Here is a 13,350-nt window from a genome sequence, read left to right as displayed (position 1 = left end):
AAAGTCCAACATCAATAAATATACATAATACTTACTCAAAAAATAGCAATTATTATGTATTTTATATAATTTTTAGGGAGATATAACAATTACAATGATATTTTAACATTGATTGCAAAGCTTCTTCCTGGCTGCGTCCAGCGATCTAAATGGTCATACCATTTTACCCACATATCCTGAGCCTTCTCATCTTGTAGATCAATACCATCCCAATATTTTTGATTAGTAAGGTTATAAATACCACCTGTAATTTCAATATCTTTATCTAACTTCCACCAAGCAGTTAAATCAACTAAGTTATATTTAGGCGCATTCATGGTGTAAAAATCCCCCCATTGTTCTTTGTATTGGCGTTTTTTTGCATTCACATGCTTCCAATCTAATGATGCCCCCCAATTTTCTTGAGCATAGCTTACCCCTACTGTATAGGTAAAAGGGTCAACAGCTAGACGGTTTTTATCAAATGGATCACTTTCTAATTCTTTACCTGTTGCACGATTTTTACTTTTTGCCCATGCAGCAGAACCATGAATTACCCAATGATCTGTAATATTTTGTTTAAAATTTGCTTCCACACCATGAATATTAATACGCTTAACATTCATAGGCATCGTATAACGCTGACCTGCACTATCTGCAAAACTCTCAGAACGAATAAAGTTATTATATTGACTCAAATAAGCATTAGCTGAAAAATTTGTCCATCCATCATCATAAAGTAATCCTGCCATATAGTTACGAGAGCTCTCTTTCTTTAAATCAGGATTCGGTACAATGTGTGTACCACCATGATTAAATGTTCCTAAATTTTCATAAGAAGGATGACGAACACCTTCGCTATAACCAATAAAGATCTCTGCATTATTATCTAATAGAGCTTTACTCAAGTTAATTTTTGGTGTGATTGTCGTATCACTATATTTTTGAGTGATCAAATATTTAGGATCAATATTACCTGTAAAATGATCCTTACCATACTGCAAGAAAATATCATCAGGTGAACTATCCATCGTATGATGATCAATATTCGCACCTATACTTAACTTCCAACCATCACCCCATGAAATATTATCTTGCAGATAAAAACCTATATCTTTAGCAACTGCATCTGGAAAATCCTTACGCTGTTTATCTTTGCTATTATTAATATCTTCCAAGCGTGATGTTTTGGTTCTTCTTAAATCAATCCCCCACATAAAATCATGATCTAATCCACCTAAGACCACATGCTTATCAAAATCTGCACGCACTCCAATAATATTCACCTTAAAATCTTTTAATGTATGTGTAGTTTTTGCTAAAGGTCCACCAAATCTATTACGAATACCATCAATATTGTTCAACTTATTTTGATATAACCGAACATTCATCTCATTAAAAATTGCAGATTCTAAATTTAATTTATAATCAATAGCGTATCTATTTCTTTTAATTTTCAATGTATTATCATAAATATGACTTTCACTACGGGAATGCATCTGATCTACTGTGAGATTATTTTTATATTCCTCTGCCATAATTGAAAGGCGATGTCTCTCATTAGACCATGCAAGCTTGCCTAAAATATTCTGCCCTTCAGCATCTAAAGGATTCGGTTTAGTACGCTTTGAACCAAATCCATCAACTTCACCTCTATTTTTTGTTTCATGATATTTTGTATCCGTTCCAATCACTAACCATGAAAAATTATTTTTAAACCCTGCTGTAGAAATTGTTGTTTTATTTTCACGATTAGCACTAACATAACCTTGCTTTAAACCAATATGAAATGGCTTTTCTGCATTCACAAAATCTTCTGGATCATACGTTCTAAAATTAGCCGCACCTGCTAAAGTATCTGAGCCATGTTTAGCAGAATTGGGCTCTTTCATAATATCAACATGTTTTAAAGTATCAAACTCCACAAAATCACGCCCTGCATTGTATGAGCTACCATGCCCCCAGGCTTGTCCTTCTGGCAATCGATCACCATCGATGCTCATTGTGATTCTATTAAAATCTATTCCTCGTATTCTTAACCCTTGGCTAACACCTTTTTGCGCATCTTTAGCTACACTCACACCAGGAAGATAACGAACCAAGCTTTTCAAGTCAGTAGCGGCTGACTTATTCAATGCATCTCTATCTATGATAATCACCGATGAAACACTTTCATCATAATCTTGTCCAATATATTCTCCTTGAACACGCACGGGTGATAAATCAATTACTTTATCTTCTTCTGCTACAGCCAAAGGAATGACTGTACTTAATGCTGTTACAACCGCCAAATATAAATACGAAACTTTCATATATCCCTATCTTTAAAAACTTTATGTAAAATAATTATCATTTGAAAATATAATACATATATTAATGAGAATCATTAACATTATTAAAAATAGCGAGTATATTGAGAGTTAATATCAATGTCAACTTATAGTTATTACTAAAAGCTGACATCTTTTAAATCTACTACAAACAGTATTACAAATACTCAATCATGATATTCAGACAAAAAAATACCCTCAAAGTTGGTTCCTGCTTTGAGGGTATTTTTAATATATAATAATATTTATTTACTGCAAATTCTGATTCAATACAGAAATAGGATGCAATGCTGATACTTTAGAAAAGCGATCCACTTGTGTTCTACAAGAGAAACCTGTCGCCATCACATGATCTTTCTCTGCAATGCCTTCAATCTGCACACGCCATGATTGATCATAAATTTTCTCAGATAATTCTACTTGCTTAGTTAAATGACCAAATGTTCCACTCATTCCACAGCAACCTGTTGGAACAACTTCAATGCCTAAACCAAAGTATTTAAACACTTGTTGCCATAAACTTGGCGCATTGGGAACAGCTGTTTTTTCCATACAATGGCTCAACAAATAGAACTTATCTTTCAATTCTTTTTGCACTGTTTGATCTTTTTGGCTTAAATATCCTACTAAGAATTCTTGCACTAATTGAACATGTACTGCTTCACCAAACATCTGTTTATAATCTTTACGATATAGCACTGTAATTGGCGGTTCAATCCCAATCATTGGAATGTTCAGCTTCGCCATTTTCAATAGCAACTTATTTTGTTTCTCAGCAGACAATGTGAATTGATCACGCATACCCAGCACATGATAAGCCTTGCCTGAATTTTGATAAGGCGCTAAATAAACTGTTAAGCCTAATGAATGCAGTAATTCCACGCAATCTTTCAGAACCTTGCCATCAAAGTATTCCGTCAAAGCATCTGGCACAATGATCACAGAGTTTTTAGTATCTTTAATGGATTCTGGCGTTAGGCGTTCAATATCTGCAATATTCCATTCAACCAACTTCCCTGCTTTCACTAATGCAGGTACACCATTATCTTGTGGCATTGTTGCATCTGTTAAGCCAATCTTTTTCATGATAGCTTGCGTCATTGGCAATTTGAACAATGGATTGGTGATGTTACGCATTTTATACATCAATGGGGCATTTTCTTCAGCTTGAGCCAAAATACGATCCACCAATGGGCGACGACGCGTTTTGTAATATTCTTCCACAAATTGTGAGCGACCATTCGGGATATTGATCATTACGGGGCATTCAGATGTACAACTGCCACAGCTCAAGCAAGTTTCTAACGCTGTAAAAATCTCTTCTTCAAATTCTGGTGTATTTTGATCTGTACAACGGCGACGTTCCCATTCTTTCAACAATACAGCGCGACCTTTCGGTGATTGAACACGATCACGCGTTGCTTTATAGCTTGGGCACATTGGTGAATGTAGATCATAGTTAAAACATGCACCATTACCGTTACAGAAATTCACACGGCGATATTCATTCCACATTTTCTCTGTGATCAATTGATCTTTCTGCCCACGCATTGGCGTTAAATCAACTTTATACAACGCAGAATCTGAACCTAATGGCGCTGCAATCTTCCCAGGATTCATCTGATTATGTGGATCAAATGCTGTTTTAATGGCACGAATGATTGGGTAGAATTCACCAAAATAAGGTTCACAATATTCAGAACGAACACCTTTACCATGCTCACCCCATAATGCACCTTTATATTTCACGCAGAGATCATAAACTTGATCGCTGATTCTACGGATTCTTTCACGATCATCTTCTGCTTTGAGATCCAATGCCGGGCGAACATGCAATACGCCCGCATCAACGTGCCCGAACATACCATAAATAAGGTTTTCCTTATCCAATACCGCTTTGAATTCCACAATGAAATCTGCCAAGCTTTCTGGTGGCACAGCGCAATCTTCCACAAATGCCATTGTTCTGCGTTCACCTTTGATATTACCCAATAAGCCAACGGCACGTTTACGAAGTGCATAAATGTTCTTAATTGCAGCATCACCATTCAATACATTTGATGATAACAATGAAGCATAATTACTTGCTTTCATATAATCTGCAAAGGATTCTACTGATCTTTGCAATTCAGCTTCATCATCACTATTAAATTCCACCAACAAGATTGCTTTCAAGCGGTCATAATCTACGCCTTCAAAATATTGCTGATTCACTTCCCAAATAAAGTCATTGCGCGCGCGCTCTACAACACGATCATCCATAATTTCAATAGATGTTGGCGTTACAGGCGCATCCATTAAATATGTAGAATGTTTCAATGCAGAGATAAAATCATCATAACTCAATAGTACTAACTTGCTATATTTAGGAATTGGCAATACATTCAACGTTGCTTCTGTCAAAACAGCCAACGTACCTTCCGCACCGCATAACAAATGTTTTAAGTTATGATTTTCATCATCAAAAAAGTGTTTTGCATCATAACCTGTCACAAAACGATTCAACTCTGGGAAATGTGCATTCATCGAATCCACTTCTGGCGAAATAATACCTGCAATTTGTTGCTGCAATGGATCAATTTCATTTGTATCAATGAATTGGCCATTTGGCAAATACCCTTTCAATGACACAACGTGATGGCTTGTTTTGCCATAAGTATAGCTTCCCTGGCCTGAAGCATCTGTATTAATCATACCACCAATCGTTGCACGATTAGAGGTTGATAATTCAGGTGCAAAGAAAAAACCATGAGGTTTCAAAAATGCATTCAATTGATCCTTTACGACACCTGTTTGCACGATTACTTGATGTTTTTCTGCATCAAATGCCAAAATTTGATTCATATGACGAGATAAATCTAAAATAATTCCTTGATTTAATGATTGCCCGTTCGTTCCTGTGCCACCACCTTTAGCTGTAATGTTCACCTGATGATGTTCTGGTTTTGATAGTAATTCTGTCACAATTGCCACATCATCACTATTTTTAGGATAAATGACAGCTTCTGGCTTCACCTCATAGATAGAATTATCTACTGAATGAACCAATCGTGCTGCTTCATTGGCATCCACATCACCTTGAAAATTTGTTTTGGCCAAATCAGTAATAAATTTTTTTACTGAATTCTCTAAACTAAAAGTGCTCATTACGTTTCCTTATGCCTGTCTTTTAGGTTGATGTAAGTAGGTTTCTGATTGCATTTCGATCAAGCGGCTCATTGTGCGATCGAACTCAAAGTCCAAGGCATTCGTGCCTTTAGATTCATATAAATCTGCCAAAGAAGTTTCTGCACCGATCACAACTTTTACACCTTGATCATAAAATTCATCGATCATGATGACAAAACGGCGTGCTTCATTTTGACGATTACGATCCAATAAAGGCACGCCACTTAAAAATACTGTGCCATATTCAGAAGCTAACTTAATGAAGTCCTGTGAAGCTCTTGGCTTTGCACAAGCTTCTTTAAATGTGAACCATGTTGCATCACCACCTACTTTGAGCATTTCAAATGAATGGCCATTAATATCTCGTGTGATTGGGCCATCACTATGGCCGACTAACTCATCAAATGCTGCTTCAAAATGCTTTTGTTGTTCTTCAACAGAACCTGTAAACCATACATCCGCAGCTTCCAAATGACGCATACGATAATCATTATCACTATCTAGAGGCACAGAAACTAAGCGTTTTTTAATGATTTCAATTGCAGGCAAGAATTTCTCACGTTGTAAACCATTTTTATATAATTCATCAGGCTCACGGTTTGAAGTTGTGATGAAGAAAATACCTTCATCCAAAAATGACTCCAACAAACGATAAAGAATCATTGCATCTGTGATATCAATCACATGAAATTCATCCACACATAAAACTTTGCATTTTTTCGCATAGCTTTTTGCCACTAATTTTAATGGATCAGCTTCACCTGCAAAGCTACGGAGTTCATTATGTACATCTTGCATAAAATGGTAGTAATGACTGCGAATCTTTGGAACATCAATATTGTTATAAAACAAATCCATCAAGAATGTTTTACCACGACCCACTCGACCATAAATATAAATACCGCGAGGATCTTGATAACGCTTGGCATTATCTGGCACGGTTTTCATTAATTTTTGAAAAAATGAAACTTTGCTCGTATCCACAGCTGGTTCATCATTCATAATTTTTGTTTTAAGTTTATCGTACTCTTCTGCCACTCGTAATTGAATTGGATCAACGTTATAACCACGTTGTTCGATCTCTTTCAAGTATGCATCCTTGATGGTTGACATATCTTCTCCTCACTGACTACTTTTTTGTTGTTTGCGTCTTTCTCTGAAAAACGACTGTATTAATGTTCGGCACTCTTCTGCTAGCACAGCAGGTGTTATAGATACTTTATGATTAAAAGATTCAAAAGTATTTACATTCAACTGCGTGCCAAGTGCACCATGGCGTGAATCACCTGCACCATAAATAATTCGCTTTAATCGACTGTGCACAAAACTTCCTGCACACATCATGCAAGGCTCTAATGTGACATATAGCTCGCAATCTACTAAACGATAATTCTGTAAAACTTCTCCTGCTCGGCGAATTGCCACAATTTCTGCATGCGCGGTGGGATCATTTTTAGTGATAGATTCATTGAATCCACGAGCAATGATCTCACCATCTTTAACAATGACAGCGCCAATTGGAATCTCCCCAATAGCGGCAGCTTTTTGTGCTTCAATCAAAGCTTCTGCCATAAATAATTCATCACTACTCAACATGAAAACCTTCTGGAAACTTAGTGGGTGATGAAAGTCTAAATCGCTTATCACGAGAAAGTTCACCTGACTCAATCACAATTCTACTAGGTGCTACACCAAACTCTTTACCTAAAAACTTCTTAAGATATTGATTAGCTTTACCATCCACGGGCGGAGTATTAATCCTAACTTTAATATTCTCTTCACCAATCTCTTGAATTTCATTTTTGGATGCTCGAGTCGTGACTCGTACATTCAATATCAAATCGTTGCCCTCAAAATAATATGCTGAATTGGCCATTATGATCCCAAATTTAAACTCATCAAAAAACTTTTGATAATATACAAACCTGATTGTATCAACATAATAATCAATAACATTATCATTGGCTTAAAATCAATATTACGATAACGAAGGTTAAACTTTAACAACTTCATTATAGGGTTCGTTAATTTCCCTAAAATATCTAACACAATTCTAGCGTTAGGCGACTCCCTAAACCAACTACAAATCGCAACAAAAACTAAAGCATAAAAGTAAATCGTCAAAATATCTTGCAATATTTCAATTAAAATCATACCCAATACAATCAATGGTGCCATTGCAATGCGATCTAATGCCATTAATAGCAAATATTTAATCAATCCTGCAATAATAACAACAATGATGCATGACCAATCCCAACTGCTAAATACAGGCGTAATCCTACGCACTGGCAGAATAATTGGATTTGTCACACGAACAAGTATTTGCACAATAGGATGAAAAAAATTAACTTTCACACATTGCAATAAAAATCGCAACAATACTAACAAGCTGACACAGTTAAATACTAATTTAATGATAAATCCTAAAATACCTGCAATCATTATGATCCTTTGATTTGTTGAGTTAACTCTTCTGCTAATACTTCACTGCGTTCCACAGTTGCGAGCATTGCTTTCTCCACAATACTGTCTAAATTGCTCTCTTTAAACGAAATCATCGCTTGCTCAGTTGTGCCTTTTGGAGAACAAATACTGCGAATTAAATCATCTAAGTTCACATCACCAATATCTGCAAGTTTTGCACTACCTAACATGGTTTGTACAGCCATTTTAGTCGCAACTTCTGCATTCAAACCTAGCTTTGCTCCCATTTGCCCAACCAATTGCGCAAAATAGAAGAAATATGCTGGGCTAGAACCTGCAACTGCAATGACAGCATTAATATGAGCTTCTTCTTTCACCCAAGTTGCCATACCACAACCTTCAAAAATTTCAGAAATTACATTTTTTTGATCATCTGACACATGCGCATTAGCAAATAACCCTGTTACACCATGCCCGACTTTTGCTGGCATATTAGGCATTGCACGCACAATTGCAAATGATTCATCCAATAAATCGCTGATGACATCGATGGTAACACCTGCTGCAATAGAGATCACAACTTGTTTTTTTTGAATCAATGGCGCAATCTCAGGTAAGAAGCTCGCAAAACCTTGAGGTTTTATAGCAAGCACAATAAAATCCACTTCTGATAAAAAATAACGGTGATGATCGAATGTATTGATCTCATAACGATCCTTTAATACTGTTTGACGATCCAAACTTGGATCTGCAACAAAGATTGATGATGGCAAGAAATTCTGAACAAGCCCAGCAATAATGCCTTCTGCCATATTACCGCCACCAATAAATCCTATTTTCATGTTGCATCCCTCTTTTATTAAAATCATTAGATTTTACAAGAGTCTGCATAAAGTTGATAGTGACTAATTTATGGTTAATCATGAATTAAATTCGTAAAAACATGAGAATGACTAATATTTATACAGATATCTTCTGATTTTTATGTATAATACGCTTCTCTTCTGCGGGAATAGCTCAGTTGGTAGAGCACAACCTTGCCAAGGTTGGGGTCGCGAGTTCGAGTCTCGTTTCCCGCTCCAAATTAAAGCCCTTATTGATTTAAGGCAAAGTGATGAAATACCAAAACATCATTTAAACCGTTTTTTGCGGGAATAGCTCAGTTGGTAGAGCACAACCTTGCCAAGGTTGGGGTCGCGAGTTCGAGTCTCGTTTCCCGCTCCAGATTAGAAAGCCCTTCAATGAAGGGCTTTTTTATTGATCAAAGGAAATGTATGACAATTTGGGTGGATGCTGATGCTTGTCCAAAAGTAATAAAAGAAATTCTTTATCGTGCGGCTAAACGTGAATCCATCATGCTCTATTTGGTTGCAAATCAAATTCTCTCTGTTCCACCATCGCCATTCATCAAAACATTAACAGTACCAAAAGGCTTTGATGTAGCAGATGATGAAATTGTAAATCGCATCGTAGAAGGTGATTTAGTGATCACCGCAGACATTCCACTAGCCGCAGATGCCATTGCCAAAAAAGCGAACGTGATTACACCACGCGGTGAACAACTTACAAAAGATAGCATTGATGGCAGATTAACTGTACGTGATCTCATGGATACTTTACGTTCTAGTGGCGTGCAAACAGGCGGCCCACCACCATTATCACAAAAAGATCGCCAACTCTTCGCCCAAGAATTGGATAAATGGTTTAATCAACGAAAGAATGCTTAATCGCTTCTGCCAATTGTTGAATCTTCTCGGCAATTTCAACTGGCTTATGTGCTGCATAACCAAATAACAAAGCTTGATTTTGTAAAAGCTGCATTGAGTAGCGATACAAAGGTTGAATACCTAATCCTAACGATTGACTAATCATCATAATTTGCTGAATATCCCAACCACCCTTCAACCATGCAACCGCATGAATCCCTGAATCTGACGGCTGAATCGTCAAAATATGTGGCAAATATTGTTCAATAGCACTCACTAAAGCTTGTTGCCTTTCCAAGCAAGCTTTACGAACCTTACGCACATATTTCGCATATTCACCTTCTTGAATGAAGGCTGCTAATGCTGCTTGTTCTAAATAGCTATTGCAGGAATCCGCATAATGCTTAATAACCTTAAAAGGCTCAATTAATGCTTGTGGCAATACTAAAAATGCCAAACGAAATCCGGGATAAAACATCTTAGAAAATGTGCCTGAATAGATCACCCTGCCTGCTTGGTCCAAACCTTGTAAAGCCTGAATAGCACGAGAATGGTAACGAAACTCACCGTTGTAATCATCTTCAAAAACCCAAGCATCCTTTTGCTTTGCCCAATCCAACAACATCAATCTACGCTCTAAACTTAAAGTTCCACCCAATGGAAATTGATGGGATGGCGCGGTATAAACCAAGCGAATATCCTCTTTATGTTGAATCAATTCAGGAATCAACATACCGTCTTCGTCACTCGCAATACCGTGAGTTTTCATGCCATAGCTTTGAAAAACACCCAAAGCACCATCATAGCCGGGATCATCGATCAAAATCCCATCCCCCGAATTCAATAATGCACGAGATGTGAGGTTTATTGCTTGTTGTGTGCCATTCACAATCATGATTTGATCCGCATTGCAGTTTAATCCACGCGTAGAGCGCATATATTGTGCCAGTGCTTCTCTTAACGGCAAATAACCTTGTACATCACTGTATTTCGCTAATTCAGCTTGAGAATGGCGCCAAACGCGCCCTAGAATTCTTCCCCAAATTTGCTGAGGAAACAGGTCCACACAACCAACACCCACACTGAACATTCTATTTTGCTTCGCTGCACTATGATATTGCTGCCAACGTGGCATTAAGCCTTGTAATCCATCACTGAATTTAGGTGGATTCTGTTGTTGAATCATCTGCTGAATAGGCGCTTGGCAATTAATCTTTTTTTCAGGCACAAAAGCGCAAACATAAGTGCCAGAGCCAGCTTTCGCCATCAAATAACCTTCATCCATCAAGCGCTCAATGCCCGATAAAATCGTATTTCTAGAAACCAACATCATTTCCGCCAAAGTTCGGCTCGATGGTAATTTCATATTGGCTTTTAAACGACCATCCAAAATCGCCCCACGAATAGCTTCATAAACCTGATCATTCAATGGCCCTTCTGATAACTGTAATATGGGAAAATTCGCTTTAGGCTTCATAAAAGTGGCACCTACAAAAATACAAAAAGTGTACCTTATAAAGTGCCAATAAAACAATTAATATCATGCTTCAAATGATCAACTCGGAGGAATATATGGATCAATCAAACGCATTAACCATTGATTTTGTGAAGCCTGAAGACTTTGCAAAATGGTTGCCACATTGGAAAAGCTATCAAGTTTTTTACAAAGTAAATTTATCAGATGCCATCACGCAAGCAACATGGGAACGCTTTTTTGATGAAGCTTCGCCATTACACTGCATCGTTGCACGTAAAGGCAACGAAATCGTAGGATTTGCACACTTTTTATATCACGAATCTACATGGTCAACAGAGAATTATTGTTACCTTGAAGATCTATTTGTTTCGCCTGATCACCGAGGATTACACACAGGCAAAGCACTCATCGAATTCTTGACTGAAGATGCCAAAAAGCATCATTGCTCGAAGGTTTATTGGCATACTCAAGAAACAAATCATACAGCGCAGCGCTTGTATGACTGGATTGCAACTAAACCAGGAATGATCAAATACGACATTCAGCTGCATAACAATTAAATATTTTACTCTCCTAAGCAAAGGTAAAAACAATGGGCAATGACAACATTGCTCATATTTACTTATCATACTTATCAAATAACTGATCAATCCACTTAAATAAAAAATATAACAGCACAAACTTAAAACTTATTACTCCTAACCATAATATTCCCCATCCTAGAAATATTAAAATCCCAATAATAAAGTCCAATTTCGCCCTCCTAGAGAAGCCCTATAATTATTATTATAATTAAAAAAAAGCTGAATCCGATAAACAATCGGATCCAGCTTCTATCATACATTATAGCTTCACTATGTAAGAAGCAAAAACAATAAGATATTGATAATACAAACAATTATCCTAAAATTTCCTTTAATTTTGCCTCATCTAATTGCTTACATTTTTTCGCAACAACAATCGTTGCAACACCATTACCAATTAGATTGGTCAATGCTCTTGCCTCAGACATAAAACGATCAATACCTAAAATCAATGCAATGCCAGCAACTGGTAGCCCTTCAATATTCAGCGCAGCCAATGTTGCAGCTAGAACAATAAAACCACTACCTGTTACACCCGCCGCACCTTTAGAAGATACCAATAGGATTAATAATAAAACGATCTGATTCCAAATACTAATATCAGCATTCAATGCTTGAGCAATAAAAACGGCCGCCATCGTTAAATAAATCGAAGTACCATCTAAGTTAAATGAATATCCTGTGGGTATCACTAAACCAACAACAGATTTCTCGCAACCAGCATTCTCCATTTTATCCAACATTCTTGGTAAAACAGATTCAGAAGAAGATGTCCCTAAAACGATTAATAATTCATCTTTGATATATTTAACAAACTTCCAGATATTAAAACCATTATATTTTGCAATCGCGCCCAATACACCAAAAATAAAGATTAAGCATGTTAGATAAAAGCACACAATTAACATTGCTAATTGAACCAATGAGCTCAAACCATATTTACCAATTGTGAAAGCCATCGCACCAAATGCCCCTATTGGTGCAAGTTTCATGATCATATTAATAATATTGAAAATTACCTTAGAAAAATCAGCGATTACAGTAAATATCAACTCACCTTTATCACCCAATCTATGCAAAGCAAAACCAAACAATACTGCAAATAATAAAACTTGCAAAATATTACCACCAGCAAATGCACCAATCACACTTGTAGGAATAATATCCAAAAAGAACCCTACAACCGTCTGCTGTTCTGCTTGTGTTGTATACATTGCAACGGCTGATGCATCTAATGTAGCCGGATCAATATTCATGCCAGCACCAGGTTTAATAACATTCACGATGATTAAACCAACAATTAATGCAACTGTACTCACAACCTCAAAGTATAAAATTGCAATACCGCCTGTTTTACCAACAGACTTCATACTTTCCATACCAGCAATACCTGTAACAACAGTACAGAATATAACAGGCGCAATCACCATTTTGATCAATTTAATGAAACCTTGCCCAAATGGATACATTTTTTCACCTAACTCAGGATAAAAATGGCCTAATAATACCCCCACAATGATCGCAATTATTACTTGTACGTATAAACTTCTTAATATTCCTAACCGCACTATGTATTCCTTTTGTAGTTTTTAATGCGGAAAAGAATTTATCACTTTTCAAATAAAAAATACAGTAAAATTATATATTTAATTAAATAAACAAAAGCAATATTTTTACTT

General features: G+C 36.6%; 11 protein-coding genes and 2 tRNA genes. 4 read left to right on the top strand and 9 right to left on the bottom strand.

Annotated elements, in window-relative coordinates:
* Positions 1-89 precede the first annotated feature (89 nt).
* The 7 genes from BZK14_RS03310 to proC form a co-directional block, all read right to left on the bottom strand.
* Positions 90-2,291, bottom strand: a complete 2,202-nt coding sequence (locus tag BZK14_RS03310) for a TonB-dependent hemoglobin/transferrin/lactoferrin family receptor (protein ID WP_077925168.1) — start codon at positions 2,289-2,291, stop codon at positions 90-92.
* A 267-nt stretch (positions 2,292-2,558) separates the two neighbouring features.
* Positions 2,559-5,456, bottom strand: a complete 2,898-nt coding sequence (locus BZK14_RS03305; protein WP_077925167.1) for an FAD-binding and (Fe-S)-binding domain-containing protein — start codon at positions 5,454-5,456, stop codon at positions 2,559-2,561.
* 9 nt (positions 5,457-5,465) lie between these two features.
* Positions 5,466-6,590 carry a cell division protein ZapE gene (zapE, locus tag BZK14_RS03300; protein ID WP_077925166.1) on the bottom strand — a complete coding sequence of 375 codons (1,125 nt, stop codon included), beginning with the start codon at positions 6,588-6,590 and terminating at the stop codon, positions 5,466-5,468.
* A 9-nt stretch (positions 6,591-6,599) separates the two neighbouring features.
* Positions 6,600-7,073 carry a tRNA adenosine(34) deaminase TadA gene (gene tadA / locus BZK14_RS03295; RefSeq protein WP_077925165.1) on the bottom strand — a complete coding sequence of 158 codons (474 nt, stop codon included), beginning with the start codon at positions 7,071-7,073 and terminating at the stop codon, positions 6,600-6,602.
* The gene (locus tag BZK14_RS03290) at positions 7,063-7,353 is read right to left on the bottom strand and encodes a DUF167 family protein (protein WP_077925164.1); all 291 of its coding nucleotides are present in this window, start codon (positions 7,351-7,353) and stop codon (positions 7,063-7,065) included. The genes tadA and BZK14_RS03290 overlap by 11 nt, the downstream gene beginning before the upstream one ends.
* Positions 7,353-7,922 (bottom strand): YggT family protein, encoded by a 570-nt coding sequence (locus BZK14_RS03285; RefSeq protein WP_245831139.1) that lies wholly within the window; start codon positions 7,920-7,922, stop codon positions 7,353-7,355. The genes BZK14_RS03290 and BZK14_RS03285 overlap by 1 nt, the downstream gene beginning before the upstream one ends.
* Positions 7,922-8,746, bottom strand: a complete 825-nt coding sequence (gene proC / locus BZK14_RS03280; protein ID WP_077925163.1) for a pyrroline-5-carboxylate reductase — start codon at positions 8,744-8,746, stop codon at positions 7,922-7,924. Before proC ends, BZK14_RS03285 begins: the two co-directional genes overlap by 1 nt.
* A 164-nt stretch (positions 8,747-8,910) precedes the next feature.
* On the opposite strand from proC, the gene BZK14_RS03275 reads away from it, so the two are divergent.
* The 3 genes from BZK14_RS03275 to BZK14_RS03265 all read left to right on the top strand — a co-directional run bounded on the left by BZK14_RS03275 (position 8,911) and on the right by BZK14_RS03265 (position 9,631).
* Positions 8,911-8,986: transfer RNA gene (locus tag BZK14_RS03275), tRNA-Gly, on the top strand.
* 66 nt (positions 8,987-9,052) lie between these two features.
* Positions 9,053-9,128, top strand: a tRNA-Gly gene (locus BZK14_RS03270).
* A 50-nt stretch (positions 9,129-9,178) separates the two neighbouring features.
* Positions 9,179-9,631, top strand: a complete 453-nt coding sequence (locus BZK14_RS03265; RefSeq protein ID WP_077925162.1) for a YaiI/YqxD family protein — start codon at positions 9,179-9,181, stop codon at positions 9,629-9,631.
* On the opposite strand, the gene pdxR is transcribed toward BZK14_RS03265, so the two are convergent.
* The gene (pdxR, locus tag BZK14_RS03260; protein ID WP_077925161.1) at positions 9,609-11,087 is read right to left on the bottom strand and encodes a MocR-like pyridoxine biosynthesis transcription factor PdxR; all 1,479 of its coding nucleotides are present in this window, start codon (positions 11,085-11,087) and stop codon (positions 9,609-9,611) included. The genes BZK14_RS03265 and pdxR overlap by 23 nt on opposite strands.
* Before the next feature lie 95 nt (positions 11,088-11,182).
* Between pdxR and BZK14_RS03255 the strand changes: the two genes are divergently transcribed.
* Positions 11,183-11,647, top strand: coding sequence for a GNAT family N-acetyltransferase (locus BZK14_RS03255; protein ID WP_077925160.1), 465 nt, complete (start codon positions 11,183-11,185; stop codon positions 11,645-11,647).
* Between the two features lie 338 nt (positions 11,648-11,985).
* Here BZK14_RS03255 and BZK14_RS03250 read toward each other — a convergent pair whose 3' ends face one another.
* The gene (locus BZK14_RS03250; protein WP_077925159.1) at positions 11,986-13,239 is read right to left on the bottom strand and encodes a dicarboxylate/amino acid:cation symporter; all 1,254 of its coding nucleotides are present in this window, start codon (positions 13,237-13,239) and stop codon (positions 11,986-11,988) included.
* Positions 13,240-13,350: the final 111 nt, after the last annotated feature.

Origin of the sequence: Wohlfahrtiimonas larvae (assembly GCF_002006755.1) — a bacterium.
Lineage (GTDB): Bacteria > Pseudomonadota > Gammaproteobacteria > Cardiobacteriales > Wohlfahrtiimonadaceae > Wohlfahrtiimonas > Wohlfahrtiimonas larvae.
The sequence above is the reverse complement of the archived record's forward strand: the minus strand, read 5'-3'. Positions and strand labels throughout refer to the sequence as shown.

Excerpts from the sequence above, each read along its gene's own strand:
- BZK14_RS03310 (WP_077925168.1), bottom strand. The coding sequence starts at position 2,291 with ATGAAAGTTTCGTATTTATATTTGGCGGTTGTAACAGCATTAAGTACA.
- BZK14_RS03305 (WP_077925167.1), bottom strand. The coding sequence starts at position 5,456 with ATGAGCACTTTTAGTTTAGAGAATTCAGTAAAAAAATTTATTACTGAT.
- zapE (WP_077925166.1), bottom strand. The coding sequence starts at position 6,590 with ATGTCAACCATCAAGGATGCATACTTGAAAGAGATCGAACAACGTGGT.
- tadA (WP_077925165.1), bottom strand. The coding sequence starts at position 7,073 with ATGTTGAGTAGTGATGAATTATTTATGGCAGAAGCTTTGATTGAAGCA.
- BZK14_RS03290 (WP_077925164.1), bottom strand. The coding sequence starts at position 7,353 with ATGGCCAATTCAGCATATTATTTTGAGGGCAACGATTTGATATTGAAT.
- BZK14_RS03285 (WP_245831139.1), bottom strand. The coding sequence starts at position 7,922 with ATGATTGCAGGTATTTTAGGATTTATCATTAAATTAGTATTTAACTGT.
- proC (WP_077925163.1), bottom strand. The coding sequence starts at position 8,746 with ATGAAAATAGGATTTATTGGTGGCGGTAATATGGCAGAAGGCATTATT.
- BZK14_RS03265 (WP_077925162.1), top strand. The coding sequence starts at position 9,179 with ATGACAATTTGGGTGGATGCTGATGCTTGTCCAAAAGTAATAAAAGAA.
- pdxR (WP_077925161.1), bottom strand. The coding sequence starts at position 11,087 with ATGAAGCCTAAAGCGAATTTTCCCATATTACAGTTATCAGAAGGGCCA.
- BZK14_RS03255 (WP_077925160.1), top strand. The coding sequence starts at position 11,183 with ATGGATCAATCAAACGCATTAACCATTGATTTTGTGAAGCCTGAAGAC.